Raw genomic sequence first — 16,494 nt, 5'->3', positions numbered from 1 at the left:
ATGACCGCAGCAATTCCCGCAAACGTCGTCGCCGTGCCCGCCGCCGAGCCTCTCAAGGCCGTGCGCGACTCGCGCCCGTTGCGCCTCATCACCTGCGGCAGCGTCGATGACGGCAAGTCCACCCTGATCGGCCGCCTGCTTTGGGATACCAAGGCCGTCAAGGAAGACCAGGCGGCAACGCTTCGCCGCGATTCCACCGGCAAGCAGAACGATCTCGGCCTGCCCGATTTCGCGCTGCTTCTCGATGGCCTGCAGGCCGAGCGCGAACAGGGCATCACCATCGATGTCGCCTATCGCTACTTCTCGACCGACAAGCGCTCCTTCATCGTCGCCGACACGCCCGGACACGAGCAGTACACCCGCAACATGGCGACCGGCGCATCCACAGCCGATCTCGCCGTGCTGCTGGTCGATGCCCGTGCCGGCATCCTCGAACAGACACGCCGTCACGCGACGATCGCTTCTCTGCTCGGCATCAAGCAGTTCGTGCTTGCCGTCAACAAGATCGACCTGACGAACTACGACCGCGCCGGTTTCGACAAGATCACCCATGAGTTCAAGGAATTCGCGCTGTCGCTTGGCGTCAAGCAGATCACCGCGATCCCGATGTCGGCACTGAAGGGAGAAAACGTCGTTTATTCCGGCCAGGCTGCCATGCCCTGGTATAACGGCCCGACGCTGGTCGAGACGCTGGAGCATGCCACCGTGCGATCCGGCCAGACCACCGGTTTCCGCCTCTCAGTACAGCGCGTCTCGCGCCCCGGCGAAAGCTTCCGCGGCTATCAGGGCACGGTTGCGGGCGGCTCGGTGAAGCCGGGCGACAGCGTCATGATCCTGCCGTCCGGCATGGTCGCCAACGTCACCAAGATCGTCACCTTCGATTTGGTGCGCAATGCCGCGGTTACAGGCGATGCGATCACGCTCGTGCTCGACCGCCAGGTGGACGTGGCGCGCGGCGATATGATCGTTTCGATCGACAGCCAGCCGCAGACCGGCCTCGCCTTCGACGCGCAGGTCGTTGCCCTGCAGCCGGAAGGCATCGAAGCCGGCAAGCGTTACTGGCTGAAGAGCGGTTCGCGCCGCCAGCGTGTTCAGGTGGAACCGGTCAGCCAGCTCGAGTTGAAGACCGGCACGTGGAACGCCGCCCAGCGGCTTTACATGAACGCCATCGGCAAGGTGCGCCTCGTGTTCGACGAAGCCGCGATCTTCGATCCCTATGAGCAGAACCGCGCCACCGGCTCCTTCATCCTGATCGACCCGGAAACCAACAACACCATCGCCGGCGGCATGGTGACCGGCAAGCGTGCCGATGTCAGCGGCCTGCACGGCAGCGACGCGCGCGTGATCCTGTCGCTCCCGGCCGATCTTGCCGAGCAGATCATGGCAAGCGAACTGTTCGCCAACCGCAGTCATGAGGCAGAGGTCCGCCGGATGACGGCGTCGGAAGCGGCCGAGCTCTGGTCGAGCGCGGCAAGCGATATCTGAGATTGAAAAGGGGCCAAGCGGCCCCTTTTTTCATGGCGAATTATCGCGTCGAGCCGCGTGGAATGATGGAGAAGCCAATATTGACCTTGTCTTCATCAAGCGGTTCGTCGCGGATGGCGCGCAGCAGCATGTCGGCCACGCGATAACCGATATCGTGGCGCGGGATATACACCGTCGTCAGCGTCGGCTGGGTGAAGGCCGAAAATTCCAGATTGTTGAAACCGCAAATGCCGAAATCCTCCGGCACGCGGATGCCGCGCTCTTTGCATTCGATGAGGACGCCGAGCGCCAGTTCGTCGCTCTGGGCATAGACGGCATCGACATCGGGCACGCGCTGCAACAAGCGGGAAAACAGCTCCCTGCCGAGGCCGATCCGGCTTGCCGCGTCCCCGCCGATGACGAGATCCTCGTCGAAACGCCCGGCCTCCCGCATCGCAGCCTGATAACCCTCCAGGCGACGGCGCGAGCGGACGTCGCCACCGCGGCCGACGAAGCCGATCCTGCCATAGCCCCGCGACAACAGAAAGCGGGTGGGTTCGACGCCTGCTGCATAATGATCGAGACCGACAACCAGCTTTTGCGGCTCCTGGCTGAGATCGGTGATATGGGCGATCGGACAGGGGGCGCCCTCGATAAGCGGCAGGAGATTACGATAGGATTCGGCGCCGGCGATGATGACGCCGGCCGGCTTTTGCGTCAGGAAGGATTTCAGCAGACCGGCCTCCCCTTCGACATGATGCAGCGTGCTGGAATATTGCACGGTGAACTCGGTGCTGCGAAAGCGGTCCTCGATACCGGTCATCAGGCCGGTGAAACCGTACTGGTGCAGAGCGGGCGTGAGGACGCCGACGATGCCGTTGTGGCGGCCGGCCAGCGCGCGCGCCGCGAGATTGGGGATATAACCCATCTCCTCCACCACGCGCAGGATGGTCTCACGCAGATCCTCAGAGACGATTTCAGGATTGCGAAGCGCACGCGAAATCGTGATGGGACTGACGCCCACCTTCTTCGCCACATCGCTCAGCTTCACATGCGCCCCGCGCATAGGCTTTTGCCCCGGCTCCACTGACTTTCTCATTACCCCTCGTAAGCCGCCGCGAGACTCGCCTGCCCTCGATTCGCAGTCTTCACTTTCTGAAGAAGAAATAATTTAGAGTCTACTAACATTTTATATTCGCAACGGAATCCCGGATTGAAATGCGAAGAAAGGGCAGCGGCACCGGCTATCCGGATTACGGGCGACGGGAGCGATCGGATTACTCTCAGCGGGGAATAAGTTCATTATTTCAGGATGAAACCGTTGCCGGGAACGCGAGGCGGGCCGAAATTGCTGACGCGCGCCGGCAGCGTCGGGACAAAGATTAAATTCCGGAAATATCTTACAAATCGGCAATATAAACATGATCAATATTTAATTTGTAAAGCTGCCGCGCGAGGTCATATGAATCCTCAACGCGAATTCTTCTATTCCCGTCGTCGCACAACCGCTTCCGAACAGAGGAATTGGCGCCAAACGCCATCCGACGCCAGGTCCATGACATGGAACCACGACGCCATCAAAGCCAACGCTCTCGCAAGGGACCATCCCCATGTCACATATTCTCAGCAAACATCGCGCCGCAGCGCTTGTCGGGGCCGCCATCATCGCCGGCGCTGCATGCCTGCCCTTCGCCGTCAACTCGTCCAGCGCCTTTGCCGCACCTTCGGATACCGGTGGTGTTCTTGCCGCCAGCGGCTCCTTCGCCTCCGTCGTCGACGCGGACAAGCCTGCCGTCGTCACCATCACCACGACGATGAAGGCGACCGACGTCAGCGCCGACCAAGAATCGCCGATGGACGAGCAGTTCCGTCAGTTCTTCGAGGACCAGGGCATCCCGCTGCCGCGCCCGGCGCCGCAACATCGGGGGTCCCAGCACGCGATGGCCCTCGGCTCCGGCTTCATCATCAATTCTGACGGCGTGATCGTGACCAACAATCATGTCATCGACAATGCCGTCGACATCAAGGTGACGCTCGACGACGGCACGGAGCTTCCGGCCAAGCTCATTGGCACCGACCCGAAATCCGATATCGCCGTTTTGAAGATCCAGGCGCCGAAGCCGCTTCAAACCATCGCCTGGGGCGATTCCGACAAGCTGAAACTCGGCGACCAGATCCTTGCGATCGGCAATCCTTTCGGCATCGGCACCACGGTGACGGCTGGCATCGTCTCGGCGCGCGGCCGCGACCTGCACAGCGGGCCCTATGACGATTTCATCCAGATCGACGCGCCGATCAACCATGGCAATTCCGGCGGGCCGCTGGTCGATCGTGACGGCAATGTCGTCGGCATCAATACCGCCATTTATTCGCCGAACGGCGGCAGCGTCGGCGTCGGCTTCGCCATCCCCTCCGACGAGGCCAAGGCGATCGTCGCCAAGCTGCAGAAGGACGGCTCGATCGATCACGGCTATCTCGGCGTGCAAATCCAGCCTGTGACGAAGGACGTTGCCGATGCCGTCGGCCTCGCCAAGACCGGCGGCGCGCTGGTTGCCGCCGTCACTGCCGATACGGCGGCAGCGCGCGCCGGCCTGAAGCCGGGTGATATCATTACCGCTGTCGGCAGCGAAACGGTGAAGACCCCGAAAGACCTGTCTCGCCTCGTCGCCGATCTTTCGCCGGGTGCGAAAGAATCCGTCAGCGTCTGGCGCGACGGCAAGACGATCGATCTCGGCGTCACCGTCGGCGGCAATGAAAACAGCCAGAAACAGGCAGCAGCCGAGAACTCCGACAGCCAGGGCCAGAACACCGGCCAGCCGAGCCTCGGCATCGGGCTCACCGACCTGACGCCGGACGTGCGTCAGCAGCTCGACCTGCCGCGCTCCGTCAGCGGCGCAGTCGTCGCCAGCGTCAACCCCGACAAGGCGGCCGCCGCCGCCGGCATCCAGTCGGGCGACGTCATCGTCTCGGTGAACGACAAGCCGGTCCACAACGCCCGTGACGTCAAGGCTGCGGTTGCGGAAGCCGGCAAGGCCGGCCGCAAGTCGGTGCTGCTGCTCATCGAGCGCGACGGCAACAAGACCTTCGTGGCCGTGCCTTTCGCCGCTGCCTGAACCGCATCGATAAGCCACTGCGCCCGGGCTTCTCCCCGGGCTCAGTCATTTTCAGCCGAGTACCGTTTTGAGGTCAGTCGCCAGCTTTTGAACGGCAGCAGGTTCGGCCTGCGAGATGCCGAAGAGAACGCCGCTGGCGGATTTGCCGACAAAGAAATCCGAAATCGGCATCAGCCCATATCCTGAAGAATTCATCCTCGTGACGATTGCCCGGTCATCGGTCGCCCCGTCGCGAAACCAAGCCGCAAGCTGCAAGCCGCCATCGCCACCCGATACGGCAAGATGGTCTGAAAAATGCGCATTCAGCATCTCGATCGTGCGGGCCATACGATCGGCATATTGCAGGTTCATGCGCCTGACATAGGCGCGCAGCCTGCCCTCGTTGATGAAATCGGCAAGGGCGGCCTGAATGTGGCTGGAGACGGCAACGCCCTTGCGCTGCAGCGCTTCCGACGCTTCGGCCACGAGCCAGCGCGGCACGACCGCATAGGCGACACGCAGGCCGGGCGCCAGAATCTTTGAGACGGTGCCGACATAGGCCACGACGTCTGCCCGGTCTATTCCCTGCAAGGCAGCGATCTGGCGCGAGCCGTATTGAAAGTCGCTGTCGTAATCATCTTCGACGATGAGGCTTCCATACCGTCGAGCCGTCTCCAGCAGCGCCAGCCGGCGCGGCAGGCTGAGGGTAACTCCCGTCGGGTATTGATGGGACGGGGTGACATAGATCAGCACCGGTTGCGGGCCTTGCGCCCTGGAAACGTCGATACCCTGCTCATCGCACGGGACCGGCACAATTTCAGCGCCGGCATCGCCGAGCAACGCGCGGGCGGTGGGATAACCGGGGTCTTCCATCCAAGCGACGGTGCTGGCGCTCCGTCTCAACATCGTTCTCGCCAGCATATCGATCGCTGCACGCGTGGAAGGCACGATCAGGATCTGCTCGGGAACGGCCACCACGCCGCGCGTCGTCGAAATATGTTCGAGAATGGCCTGGCGCAGCTCGAAAATGCCGGTCGCATTCTCATAACCGAGATGCTGGATGCGGAAGGAGCGGCTGCGGGCAGCAAGACAACGGCTCCAGACGGCGTGTGGAAAGTTCGATACGTCGGGCACGGCCGGCCTGAACAGGGCGTGATAGGGCGGCTTGTCCGGCCGCATCTCCTCGATGAGAGAACGGTCATCCACCCGCCGTTCGACCTGCATCCGCGCAAGGGCGGCAATGCGTGTCGCCGCACCGGCGGCGGCTTCGAGATAGCCCTCGGATTTCAAGCGGTCATAAGCCTCGACTGCGGTGGAGCGCGCGACACCCAGCGAGGCCGCAAAAGCGCGCGTCGAGGGCAGCTTGTGGCCGGCCGGGAGCTGGCCGAGCAGGATGCGGTCTCGGAGGCTTCGATAGATCTGGCCCGCAAGATCGCCTGCGCCGCGATCGAGCTCGAGCCATGCGGGTGCTGACGTCATTTTATCACTGGTCTGCTCAAAAGATCATAACTGGACTTTTACTCCAGTCCATTTGCGAGGCAAGACCAGCAAGGTTCGATGCAACAATGGACATGACGACGATGGATCTCTCCGACTGGAACGCTGTGGCCCGCCCCGCCCGCGCCCCGATTGACGGCCGCTATACCCGCCTGGAACCGCTCGAGGCCGCAAAGCATGGCGCCGATCTTCTTCGCTCGGCGCAGCAGCCCGGCGCCGATGACCGCTTCCGCTATCTCTTTGAAGACGCACCTACCGACATGGCAGCCCTCACCCCCTGGCTGACGAAGGCTGCGGCCAGCGAAGATCCGCTATTCCTCGCCGTCATCGACAAGGCGACGGGACGCGCCGAAGGCCGGCAGGGACTGATGCGCATCGATACCGCCAACGGTGTCATCGAGATCGGCAACATCCTCTGGGGACCGGCGATTGCCCGCACGCGCGTAGCAACGGAAGCGCTTTATCTCTGCGCCGCTTACGTCTTCGACACGCTCGGTTATCGCCGTTTCGAATGGAAGTGCAACAATCTCAACGAACCGTCGAAACGCGCCGCCGAGCGCTTCGGCTTCTCCTTCGAAGGCATCTTCCGCCAGCATATGGTGCAGAAGGGCCGCAATCGCGACACCGCCTGGTTTGCCATGACGGATGCGGATTGGCCGAAGCTGAAAGCAGGATACGAAGCATGGCTTTCGCCAGGCAATTTCGATGCCGACGGCCGGCAGAAGAGCAAGCTCAACTTCTGAACGAGCGCGAGCGACATCGAAGCCGTGGCCGCGAAAGCCGGCAGAGCCGGCCGTGAGCCTACAAGCGGGCTTTTGGCCGATCGGGGCAAGCGTTAATGCCGGCGCCGAGGCCGGAGCGTGGAATGTCCAGCCTCGGTGCAGAAAGACCGCGCTTCTGTCCAGGAAAATGACAGACAAACAACGGTTGCACCGTAGCCTGACAGCCTCGCCTGAACGTCGATGCACAATCTCTGGGTGAATTAACCCTACTGGCTTACCTTAATATCAGCATCCGCTTGAATACCGCAGCCCCTGTGCCATCGTAGCCTTGCGATAATCATTTGGTCTCCAAGAGCGACACGCCATGGGGATCACGGCTCGACCCTTCGTGGAAGGCGGGCTTCTGCGCATGGCTCAGCAATGTCAGACGGAGGGTATGCCATGAACAACGTATTGGAATTTCGGGCAAAATGCTCACATGCCGACACTCTTTCCGATTGCCGGGGGGCACTTGAATCGGCCGTGATGAAGATCGTCAGCGACGCTGTCAGCAAGGGATATTCGCCCGCTGAAGCAGCCATGGTGGTTGCCGATATCGCTGACGACTACATTCTCATGCTGTCGCGGCAACCACGGCACTGATGCGTATTCCGGATGCCTTCTCAACCTAACGCCACCTTGGCTGCCGCGGTGGAGCATTGGCCTGGATTTCATGAAGCGGCGCCCGATGGCCGAGGAGTTTCTTCAGCTTCTTCTCCTCCGCCGGGCCGATCCCGAACTTGCGGCAATGCTCGGCAATATCGTGTTCGCGAGGACCGGGGATACGAACTTGGCGATTGTTCATGGTCTTCATGGCTACTTCCTCCTGGAGGGAGAACCATCACGCCGTCGATTTGTTCGTTAGCAATCCCTAAAATTATATCCTTCGGGGCAAACACGAGGCGCTTCAACAGAATCTGCGAGCTGCGAATCGGGATTGCCGCATCGGTAATCATACTGATCCGGACGAACGCGAACCTGGCGATCCCGATCGAAAGCTGCCGAGCACCCATCAGAGCCGCCTTTGGCGAGATTGCGGACGGCAACGCGTTGGCTATCGGGGCCGTTTGTCGGAAATTCGGCTGGCAGTTTTCCTGGTGTCCATGCAAATGACGCGGCATCGCCTCAGATGGCCGCGAGTATCGGGGTCGATCGGGTAGGAGCACTGCTGTGCAGTGCGGCGCCGTATCAATCGGGAAAAGGCAAAATATAAGATAGCCCAGAAATGGTCTCCGCTATATATACACCCCTTGGATGAATGGGAGATCAATGAATGATCGTGTCGCGTTTGGGCGGGAAGCGAGTTCTTGCAGTTGCAATCTGTCTTGGGGCGGCGTTCATTGTGGGCGTCGCCGTTCAGAACTACAAGGCCACAACAAAGCTGAGAGCCGAGAATAAGCAGATCAACAGGCAGCTCGCCGCCATGTCGGAAAATCTGAAGCAGCTGACCGCGGTGGCGGAGAATCTGAAACAACTAGGCAATTTGCCCCTGGCTTATGCCGAGACGCCGGAAGGCTTGAAACTCGTTCCCGCCGAACATGGTGTGACAAAGGACGACCTTGATTTCGTCAAACGCTTCAGAGGACCTCTCCTCGATCTGAAGACGAACTTCGAAACGACATCCCCCCGCGATATCAAAAAGCTTCTTCACTCTAGCTTGCTGGCAGAATTCGAGCGCGATCCGAGAAACTTGACCCTGGCAGAAACGAAGCGGAGGGCGCTCATCACGTTTGCCATGCTGCGAGTGAATGGGTCGATGCCGACTTATGAGGTCAGGGACACAGTCCCGAACGATTTCAAGAGCATGCTTTTGGGCACCAGCGGAAATTGTAGCGATTTCACGATCCGGGTCATGATGGTTGCCGAAGCACTAGGGCTGAAAGCCGCCCTGATTTCTGCCAACACGCCATCACTGCCGGGTCACGTCTTTGCTGACGTCTACGATCCGGAAGAAGATACCGCATATATGCTGGACGCAAATTTCAACGTTCTGATCGCGAGAGAACACACGCAGGGACGCGGCTTTTTTGAAACACTTCTCGCCAGCAACCAGGTTGATCAGGACAACTTCTCGCGGGTCGCCAGCGTAAAGGCGTTGCCCGTTTACTTCAGGTACGTCGATCCCGGTGAGAAGGGCTTGTATGGCACTCCCTTGACCGCGAGCTATATCAATGAGATCCGCAGCAAGCGCGAGGACACATGGCGCCAATGGACATCGCAGGATCTGGACGATCTCGTGGATTGGTGGAAGCGTATTCCCAATCATCGGCCTCGCACGCTGGCCGAGATTGAGGTGTATCTGACCAAAATCCCTGCCGAGTTCGACTCATCCGGAGATTACGCGGCTCGCCTTCGGACGGTTGCTGAAGTCGAACTGCCTGAGCCCGCCAAGTTGGCTCAGACCAAGTGAGCATCTAAGGCTCACTTTTGCGGCAACGTCGCCGCTCCGAACTACAGGACGACACGCGCGTTCCCATGCTTTTATACAGCAATGCCCAAGAATGAAAAACCCCGCCGGAGCGGGGTTTCTAGCTGGTCGGAGTGGAGTGATTCGAACACTCGACCCCCACGTCCCGAACGTGGTGCGCTACCAGACTGCGCTACACTCCGTGACCAGCGGCGCTTCTATAGAACAGCCTATCTGGTTGCACAAGCACCAAATTCCAAAAAGTCGATGGAATTTTTGACGGGGGCGTGACAGGCCTCGAACGGTAGCGGCTGCTGCAAAAAGACACACCCGAAGCAAATCGAACGGAAGTGTGAAAGCGCCAATTTTCTTTTGCCGGGTTCCGCGCTAAAGGGCTCGGCGGGACAGGCGAAACCGCCGTGACGGCGGCTTCGCAGCCAACGCGCTAGAGATCAGGGACGACACGATGAAACTCCGCACTATGACCGCGGCCGGGCTTGCGATTGCGCTCGCCGGATGCACGACCATTCCTTCCGCCGGCAATCCGATCGAGGCCCGCTGGGTCGGCAAGTCGGCCGGCATCTTCTTTGCCGCCTTCGGCCCGCCGATCAGCGACCGCGAGGAAGGCGCCTCCACCATCTATACATGGCGCGGCGGCTACAAGACCGTGCGCATTCCGGCGAAATACGCCGAAGGCGCCGACGGCAAGCGCGGCAAGCAGATTTCCGCCGCCCGCACCGCCTATCTGCGCTGCCAGGCCGAAATCACCACCAGCTCCGACTACACGATCCGCGACATCCGCACCGTCGCCGACATCCCCGGCGTCAACGGCCCGTCCTATTGCGCCGAGTTCCTGGCGCCCGAACAGAAGTAACGGGCGCTTTATTCGAGACACCTCACAGGCGGCCGCAATTGCCGCCTGTTTTCGTTTGTCGTCGCCGTCTATCCGCTCGCCGCGCCGCCCGTTCTCGACCTCAGGCTGAAGAAGCCGGAGGCGGCGTGCAGCACTTTCTGACGGTCTCAGGAAGGTGCTTTACCGCAGGGCATCGGCACGCGTCTTTCCTCCTCGGCGATTGCCCTGATCCAGTCGCGCAGCGACGCGGCAGCGGGAGGCAGCGCGCGGGTGCTGTTCCAGGTGAGGTAATAGGCCCCGGGATCGGGAACGACTAGATCAGTGAAGCGCAACAGATCCCCCTTTTCGATGAGGGGGGCGACCATACGGTGCCATCCGACGACCAGCCCCTGGTCGGCCATGGCAGCCTGGAGCGCCACGCTGAACTTGCCGAAACGTCTTCCGCTGGAGGCGTGATAGGGCACGCCGCCGCGCGCCAGCACCTCTTCCCAACCGGTCCAGCCGGGCTCGACCCACTCGACATTCAACAGCGGCAGATCGGCAAGATCGGCGGCCGAGGCGCCGGCGTGCCTCTCCGCAAAACCCGGACTGCAGACCGGATAGAGACAGTCTTCAAAGAGAAATTCCGCCGTCTCGTCGATCCATTTGCCCGATCCGTAGCGGATGCGAAGCTCCAGCTGGGAGCGGTGGAAGATCTTGAAGCTGTCACCGATCAGGTGATCGACCGATATATCGGGGAAACGCCGCCAGAAATCCGGCATCCTGGGGATCAGCCACATCGTCCCGAACACGTCGCTGCAAGCAATGGTCACGTTGCGCGCGCTGTTTCCCTGCTTGATCGAATTGACGACATCGGAAGCCTTGGAGAAGCCGCTTGCCAAGGCCCGGTATAATTCCTCGGCGGGTGCGGTCAGCATCACCCCCTTGCCGGTGCGCACGAAAAGAGCGGCGCCGATTTCCTGCTCCATCGACTTGATCTGCCGGCTGACCGCCCCGGTGGTGACGTTGAGCTCGGCCGCCGCCAAGGTGAAATTGCCGTGGCGGGCGGAGGCCTCGAAGGTGGCAAGAGCGGTCAGGGACGGCAGACCATAGAAACGGCGAACCATCGATTTCTCCCATCCATCCCTGGCTGCATGCCGATAGCAGCGTTGATATTGCCGCATAATAACCCGGCTATTCCGCCCTGTCTTGAGTTTAACTCAACACATGCCGGATTTTTATGTGCCTTGTCCTCAAGGCCTGCCTGCCGCTTTCATAGCGATCGTCGCGGCACTCTGACTTCTTGAGGCCGCAGAACAGAGGGAACAAAAAATGAAAAAATTGCTTGCATCCACATGTCTGCTGGCCGGCCTTGCCGGCGGCGCATCGCTTTCTCATGCGGCCGAATGCGGAGACGTGGTCTTGGCCGTCCACAATGCGCAGAGCGCCGAACTCCTGACTTTCGTCGACAAATTCATTCTTGAGAATGGTTACGGCTGCAACGTCGAAACCGTTCCCGGCGACACGGTGCCGACCACGACATCGATGGTGGAGAAGAGCGAACCCGACGTCTCATCCGAAACCTGGATCGACCTGCTGCCCGAGATCGTTCCGCGCGGTGTTCAGGAAGGCAAAATCGTCTTCGGCGCCCCGGCCCTTCCCGATGGCGGCATTCAGGGCTGGTGGATCCCGAAATATCTGGCCGACGCCCATCCCGACATCAAGACCGTCGAGGATGCTCTTGCCCATCCCGAACTCTTTCCCGATCAGGAAGACCCGAACAAGGGCGTGATCTTCAACGGCGCCGAAGGCTGGGGAGCGACTGTCGTCACGACGCAGCTGTTCAAGGCGTACAAAGCCGCCGACAAGGGCTTCAATCTGATGAACCCGGGCTCGGCAGCCGGACTCGACGGTGCAATCGCCAAGGCCTATGAACGCAAGGAAGGCTTCGTCACCTATTACTGGGCGCCGACGGCGCTGCTCGGGAAATATCAACTGGTGATGCTCAAACAGAATGCTCCGGCTGATCCCGTCGAATGGAAGCGCTGCATCACCAACCTCGCCTGCCCCGATCCGAAGGTCGCCGACTGGCCGGTCGACAAGGTGATGACCGTCCTTACCAAGAAGTTTGCCGACCGCACCAGCCCCGAAGTCATGGCCTATTTCAACAAGCGCGGCTGGAGCAACGATACAGTCGGCAAGATCATGGCGTGGGAAACGGAAAACCAGGGCACCGGTGAAGACGGCGCCAAGCGCTTCCTCGAACAAGACGAGGCCATCTGGTCGCAATGGGTTCCGGCTGATGTCGCCGAGAAAATCAAAGCCGCCCTTTAGTGAACGAGGAGAAGGTGGCTGCCGCCGCCTTCTTCCCGCCTGCGGGGAGAAGAGATATGCCGCGATCCCTCTGCTCGTAAGGTGCGTCGCTTCTCCCCGTCAGACGAGTTCCGAAAGACAAGACGAGTGGCTCGGCCCTTTGATTTCGCGAAAGCGAGGTTAGTCCGCGCTACAGGCATTTAACCTGACCGGCTGCCGCATAAGCGGAATAATTGCAAAACAGCAATCCGATAATGAGGATCATGCCATGGCAGGCTGCCTGAAAGAACGAATGTCGACATATTGACGGACGAAAAATCGCTGCCAGCACCACGGCGAGACTGGGGGTCGCAATCGCCCAGAACAGCATGTTCAGCGGCGGGAAATACAGTAGAATGAGCCCCCAGCAGCTAGCATATTTGTCGGTACTGGCCGTCCGGTATGCCTGCAAAGCGAACGCTCCCCATAGCAAGACGTGGAGCAGGATCAGCGCCCATCTCCAGCCCTCCTTCGCTGTATCACGGCCAAATGCCATAGGAATTCTCTCCTAGATGCTTCGAAACTCGACAACCCGGTATGACGAAACGGATCAACGTTTGCTCGGTGGCATGGCGGTAGATTGCCTGTATAGTCATCAGGTGCCACCCGAACGAGACGCCCGCCTACGCGGCCTCCTCTTTCTCAGCCGCACCCTCCGCCAGCTTGCGCGCCGCGACGAAATCGACCTTGCCGGAGCCCAGCACCGGCACCTTGCCGATCGTGACTTCGGCCGGGACCATCATGTCCATGGCGCCCTTCGATTTGGCGAAGGCGAGGAATTCGGTGCGGGTGGCGGTTTCGGCGTCGGTGAGCAGCACCAGGCGCTCGCCTTTCTTGGGGTCGGGGAGCGAGGAGACGACCGAGAGAGCGCCGGGCCAGAGTTCGGCGGCGAGCGCTTCGATCGCCGCCAGCGACACCATTTCGCCGCCGATCTTGGCGAAGCGCTTGGCGCGGCCGCGGATCTTGACGAAGCCGTCTTCATCGATGGTGACGATGTCGCCGGTGTCGTGCCAGCCATCGGCGAGCGGTTCGAGCACGCCGGGCTTTTCGGCGCGGAGGTAGCCGGCCATGACATTGGCGCCGCGCACATGCAGCCTTCCGCCCTCGTCGATGCCGGGCACCGGTTCGAGCTTCCATTCCATGCCCGGCAGGATTTTGCCGACCGTGCCGGAGCGGTTGTACATCGGCGTGTTGATCGAAATCACAGGCGCCGTCTCGGTGACGCCGTAGCCTTCGAGGATGCGCAGGCCGAATTTTTCCATATAGGTGTGGCGGGTTGCGGCCTTCACCGGCTCGGCGCCGGCGAAGATATAGCGGATCGAGCGGAAGTCGTAGGGATGCGCCGTTCTCGCATAACCGTTGAGGAAGGTATCGGTGCCGAAGATGATCGTGGCATTGGAGACATAGATCAGCTCCGGCACGATGCGGTAATGCAGCGGCGAAGGATAGAAATAGACCGGCACGCCGGAGATCAGCGGCAGCACGGTGCCGGCCGTCAGCCCGAAGGAATGGAAGACCGGCAGGATGTTGAACACCTTGTCGCCGCTGTGGAAATCGATGCGGGCAGCGGCCTGGGCGGCGTTCGACAGCACGTTGCGGTGGGTGAGCACCACGCCCTTCGGCGTGCCTTCCGAACCTGAGGTGAAGAGAATGACGGCGGGATCATCGGCCTGGCGCTTGACCAGCGGCCGCGCCTTGCGGAGAAGCCCGATGATCTTGTCCTTGAAGCCGATTTCGGCCCTGAGATCATCGAGCCAGACGATGGTCAGCTGCTTTTCCAGCTCCTCGATGACAGGGCCGAGCTTGGCCTGGGTGACGAAGGCGCGCGAGGTCAGCACGTGTTTGACCTCGGCCGCCTTGCAGGCCGAGAGGATGTTGGCGGCACCGGCGGTAAAATTCAGCATGGCCGGCACCTTGCCCGCACTCATGACGCCGAGAATGGTGGCGGCGGCGCCATTGGCATTCGGCAGCATGACGCCGACGTTCTGTTCCGGAAAGCGGGCGCGGAATTTCGCGCCGAGCACGGCAGCCCCGGTCAAGAGCTTGCCATAGGTCAGCCGGCCGGTGACCGGATCTTCGACCGCAAGCTTTTTCATGCCGAATTCGTGGCCGGCCTCGATGACGCGATCGAGCACGGTCGACGAGGTATCGGCGGTGCGGAAGAGCAGGTTCGACATCACCTGGTAGAGCGCAGCACCTGCCGCCGTGCGGCGTTTGCGGCCTTTCAGCTCCGGCGGCACTTCCAGTTTCACCGGTTCGAGAATGGTGACTTTGACCTTGGGAAACAGCCGGCGGCGGATCTTGCCGTCGTCGAGATAGGAGAAATAGGTCTTCTCCAGCCCGTCGATCTTCACCGGCACCACCATCGAGTCGGTCTTGTCGGCGACCATGGCCGCGCCGTCATAGACCTTCATCAGCGTGCCGGTCACCGTCAGGCGGCCTTCGGGGAAGATGCCGATCGGGTTGCCTTCCTGCGCAACCTTGATCAGCGAGCGCGTCGCCATCGGCTTGGTCGGGTCGAGCGGCAGGAATTTGCACATTTTCAGGAAGGGCCGCACCCACCAGGCCTGGGCGATCTTGTAATCGACGGCGAAGACCGGCTCTTCCTCGGTGATGGCGAGCGCCAAGGCCCCATCGAGCAGGCTGACATGGTTGAGCGCAATGATCGGCGCCGGGCCGGCCTTCTTGATATTCTCCAGCCCCTCGACCTCGAGCCGCATGAAGGCGCGGAACAGGATCGAGATGAAATCGCGGAAGGCATTGGTCGGCAGGGTCTTCAGCATCAGCCAGGCGACGGCGAAATTGATGACGCCAAGGCCGATCAAGATCTGAGGGATAGAGGCGCCGAGTGCCTGGATGACGGCGACGAGGCCGAGGCCGACGGTGATGAACAGCGCCGAGAGCACGTTGGCGGCACCGATGACGCGGGCGCGGCGATCCTCATGCGCCCAAGTCTGCAGGCCGGCGAAAGTCGGCACGGCGATGAAGGCGCCTGATATCGCCATGCCGGCGAGATCGATGGCGACGCGGATGGTATTTGGGCCGGCGAAGAAATCGAGGATCGTCGTCGCGTGCGACGTCGACGTGAGGCCCCAGAGGTTCCAGGCGAGATCGAGGCTGAAGAGGCCGAGCAGCGCGGTGCCGACAGGCGCCGGCAAGAGCACGATGCGGCCCGACGACATCCAGGCGGCAATGCCCGAACCGACGGCGACAGCGATGGCAAAGACCGTGAGATAGGCCGGCACGACGAGCTCGGAGCCGCCGAGCAGCTCGGTCACCATGGTCGGCAGGATGGAGAGAATGAAGGCGCCGACCAGCCAGAACCAGCAATTCATCAGCGCCGAGCGCCACAGCCGCTTGTCCTGACGGATTTCCATGACCAGCGTGAAGCTGGAGCGGATGACGTTGCGGTCGATCTGAAGATCGGGCGCCTTGGAGCCGGTCGCCGGGATCATGCGGGCTGACAGCCAGCAGAGCACCGACAGCCCCATCATCATCGAGCCGAAGAGGACGACGTTGTCGCCGCTGGAAAAGGCAAGAGCTGCGATGATCGTGCCGCCGAGGATGGCGATGAAGGTGCCGCCCTCGATCCAGGCATTGGCCTTCGGCAGGTCGCGGCGTTCGAGATGATCGGGCAGGATGCCGTATTTGATCGGCCCGAACAGCGCCGAGATGACGCCAAAGCCGAAGAGTGCGGCCATCAACACAAAAATCGAGGAGAAGCCGAGGCCGACAACGGCAAGGGCGGCAATGCCGATCTCGCAGCGTTTCAAGAGCTCGGCCACCTCAGCCTTGTCGTGCTTGTCGGCGATTTCGCCGCCGAGTGCGGAGAGCAGCAGGAAGGGCACGATGAGGATGACGCCGGCCAGCGTCACCAGTGCCGCGCCCTCGCTCGCCGACATTTTGTAGAGGATGAGGAAGACCAGGGTATTCTTGAGGAAATTGTCGTTGAAGGCGGTCAGAAACTGCGTCCAGAACAGTGGCGCGAATTTCCTCGATGTCATCAGATTGGTTTGCACGGCGGGACCCTCTTTCGATCGGCAGAGAAGGCCACAGAGTTGTTACGCAAAAGTTGAGTGCGTTAACAAC

Annotated in this window: 13 protein-coding genes and 1 tRNA gene; 7 read left to right on the top strand and 7 right to left on the bottom strand. The window is 61.2% G+C overall.

Going from position 1 to position 16,494, the window contains the following annotated elements:
• Positions 1 to 1,485, top strand: coding sequence for a sulfate adenylyltransferase subunit CysN (cysN, locus tag ATY78_RS02605; protein WP_088680761.1), 1,485 nt, complete (start codon positions 1 to 3; stop codon positions 1,483 to 1,485).
• 40 nt (positions 1,486 to 1,525) lie between these two features.
• On the opposite strand, the gene ATY78_RS02600 is transcribed toward cysN, so the two are convergent.
• Positions 1,526 to 2,563 carry a LacI family DNA-binding transcriptional regulator gene (locus ATY78_RS02600; RefSeq protein ID WP_088680760.1) on the bottom strand — a complete coding sequence of 346 codons (1,038 nt, stop codon included), beginning with the start codon at positions 2,561 to 2,563 and terminating at the stop codon, positions 1,526 to 1,528.
• Positions 2,564 to 3,074: 511 nt separating this feature from the next.
• On the opposite strand from ATY78_RS02600, the gene ATY78_RS02595 reads away from it, so the two are divergent.
• Positions 3,075 to 4,577, top strand: coding sequence for a DegQ family serine endoprotease (locus ATY78_RS02595; RefSeq protein WP_088680759.1), 1,503 nt, complete (start codon positions 3,075 to 3,077; stop codon positions 4,575 to 4,577).
• 51 nt (positions 4,578 to 4,628) lie between these two features.
• On the opposite strand, the gene ATY78_RS02590 is transcribed toward ATY78_RS02595, so the two are convergent.
• Positions 4,629 to 6,035 carry a PLP-dependent aminotransferase family protein gene (locus tag ATY78_RS02590; RefSeq protein WP_088680758.1) on the bottom strand — a complete coding sequence of 469 codons (1,407 nt, stop codon included), beginning with the start codon at positions 6,033 to 6,035 and terminating at the stop codon, positions 4,629 to 4,631.
• 101 nt (positions 6,036 to 6,136) lie between these two features.
• Between ATY78_RS02590 and ATY78_RS02585 the strand changes: the two genes are divergently transcribed.
• Both ATY78_RS02585 and ATY78_RS02580 read left to right on the top strand, forming a co-directional pair.
• Positions 6,137 to 6,796: a GNAT family protein gene (locus tag ATY78_RS02585; protein WP_088680845.1), complete on the top strand. Its 660-nt coding sequence runs from the start codon at positions 6,137 to 6,139 to the stop codon at positions 6,794 to 6,796.
• Positions 6,797 to 7,216: 420 nt separating this feature from the next.
• A complete protein-coding gene (locus ATY78_RS02580; RefSeq protein ID WP_088680757.1) occupies positions 7,217 to 7,417 on the top strand; it encodes a hypothetical protein in 201 nt (66 codons plus the stop codon).
• Positions 7,418 to 7,442: 25 nt separating this feature from the next.
• On the opposite strand, the gene ATY78_RS02575 is transcribed toward ATY78_RS02580, so the two are convergent.
• Entirely contained in the window at positions 7,443 to 7,628 is a 186-nt protein-coding gene (locus ATY78_RS02575; protein ID WP_088680756.1) for a hypothetical protein, read from the bottom strand.
• Between the two features lie 459 nt (positions 7,629 to 8,087).
• On the opposite strand from ATY78_RS02575, the gene ATY78_RS02570 reads away from it, so the two are divergent.
• A complete protein-coding gene (locus ATY78_RS02570; RefSeq protein WP_088680755.1) occupies positions 8,088 to 9,224 on the top strand; it encodes a hypothetical protein in 1,137 nt (378 codons plus the stop codon).
• Between the two features lie 123 nt (positions 9,225 to 9,347).
• Here ATY78_RS02570 and ATY78_RS02565 read toward each other — a convergent pair.
• A tRNA-Pro gene (locus ATY78_RS02565) sits at positions 9,348 to 9,424 on the bottom strand.
• Positions 9,425 to 9,687: 263 nt separating this feature from the next.
• Between ATY78_RS02565 and ATY78_RS02560 the strand changes: the two genes are divergently transcribed.
• Positions 9,688 to 10,095: a hypothetical protein gene (locus tag ATY78_RS02560; protein ID WP_088680754.1), complete on the top strand. Its 408-nt coding sequence runs from the start codon at positions 9,688 to 9,690 to the stop codon at positions 10,093 to 10,095.
• 146 nt (positions 10,096 to 10,241) lie between these two features.
• Here the strand turns inward: ATY78_RS02560 and ATY78_RS02555 are convergent, their stop codons facing one another.
• Positions 10,242 to 11,180 carry a LysR substrate-binding domain-containing protein gene (locus ATY78_RS02555; protein WP_088680753.1) on the bottom strand — a complete coding sequence of 313 codons (939 nt, stop codon included), beginning with the start codon at positions 11,178 to 11,180 and terminating at the stop codon, positions 10,242 to 10,244.
• A gap of 205 nt (positions 11,181 to 11,385) precedes the next feature.
• Here ATY78_RS02555 and ATY78_RS02550 point away from each other — a divergent pair, with 205 nt between their 5' ends.
• Positions 11,386 to 12,387, top strand: a complete 1,002-nt coding sequence (locus tag ATY78_RS02550) for a glycine betaine ABC transporter substrate-binding protein (RefSeq protein WP_088680752.1) — start codon at positions 11,386 to 11,388, stop codon at positions 12,385 to 12,387.
• A gap of 169 nt (positions 12,388 to 12,556) precedes the next feature.
• Here ATY78_RS02550 and ATY78_RS02545 read toward each other — a convergent pair whose 3' ends face one another.
• Both ATY78_RS02545 and ATY78_RS02540 read right to left on the bottom strand, forming a co-directional pair.
• Positions 12,557 to 12,901 carry a hypothetical protein gene (locus ATY78_RS02545; protein ID WP_088680751.1) on the bottom strand — a complete coding sequence of 115 codons (345 nt, stop codon included), beginning with the start codon at positions 12,899 to 12,901 and terminating at the stop codon, positions 12,557 to 12,559.
• 127 nt (positions 12,902 to 13,028) lie between these two features.
• Positions 13,029 to 16,424 carry an acyl-[ACP]--phospholipid O-acyltransferase gene (locus ATY78_RS02540; RefSeq protein WP_088680750.1) on the bottom strand — a complete coding sequence of 1,132 codons (3,396 nt, stop codon included), beginning with the start codon at positions 16,422 to 16,424 and terminating at the stop codon, positions 13,029 to 13,031.
• Between the last annotated feature and the right edge of the window lie 70 nt (positions 16,425 to 16,494).

This window comes from Rhizobium sp. R635 (assembly GCF_002211285.1).
Lineage (GTDB): Bacteria > Pseudomonadota > Alphaproteobacteria > Rhizobiales > Rhizobiaceae > Rhizobium.
Note: the sequence above shows the minus strand (reverse complement) of the source record. Positions and strands in the feature narration are given on the sequence as shown.

Excerpts from the sequence above, each read along its gene's own strand:
- cysN (WP_088680761.1), top strand. The coding sequence starts at position 1 with ATGACCGCAGCAATTCCCGCAAACGTCGTCGCCGTGCCCGCCGCCGAG.
- ATY78_RS02600 (WP_088680760.1), bottom strand. The coding sequence starts at position 2,563 with ATGAGAAAGTCAGTGGAGCCGGGGCAAAAGCCTATGCGCGGGGCGCAT.
- ATY78_RS02595 (WP_088680759.1), top strand. The coding sequence starts at position 3,075 with ATGTCACATATTCTCAGCAAACATCGCGCCGCAGCGCTTGTCGGGGCC.
- ATY78_RS02590 (WP_088680758.1), bottom strand. The coding sequence starts at position 6,035 with ATGACGTCAGCACCCGCATGGCTCGAGCTCGATCGCGGCGCAGGCGAT.
- ATY78_RS02585 (WP_088680845.1), top strand. The coding sequence starts at position 6,137 with ATGGATCTCTCCGACTGGAACGCTGTGGCCCGCCCCGCCCGCGCCCCG.
- ATY78_RS02580 (WP_088680757.1), top strand. The coding sequence starts at position 7,217 with ATGAACAACGTATTGGAATTTCGGGCAAAATGCTCACATGCCGACACT.
- ATY78_RS02575 (WP_088680756.1), bottom strand. The coding sequence starts at position 7,628 with ATGAAGACCATGAACAATCGCCAAGTTCGTATCCCCGGTCCTCGCGAA.
- ATY78_RS02570 (WP_088680755.1), top strand. The coding sequence starts at position 8,088 with ATGATCGTGTCGCGTTTGGGCGGGAAGCGAGTTCTTGCAGTTGCAATC.
- ATY78_RS02560 (WP_088680754.1), top strand. The coding sequence starts at position 9,688 with ATGAAACTCCGCACTATGACCGCGGCCGGGCTTGCGATTGCGCTCGCC.
- ATY78_RS02555 (WP_088680753.1), bottom strand. The coding sequence starts at position 11,180 with ATGGTTCGCCGTTTCTATGGTCTGCCGTCCCTGACCGCTCTTGCCACC.
- ATY78_RS02550 (WP_088680752.1), top strand. The coding sequence starts at position 11,386 with ATGAAAAAATTGCTTGCATCCACATGTCTGCTGGCCGGCCTTGCCGGC.
- ATY78_RS02545 (WP_088680751.1), bottom strand. The coding sequence starts at position 12,901 with ATGGCATTTGGCCGTGATACAGCGAAGGAGGGCTGGAGATGGGCGCTG.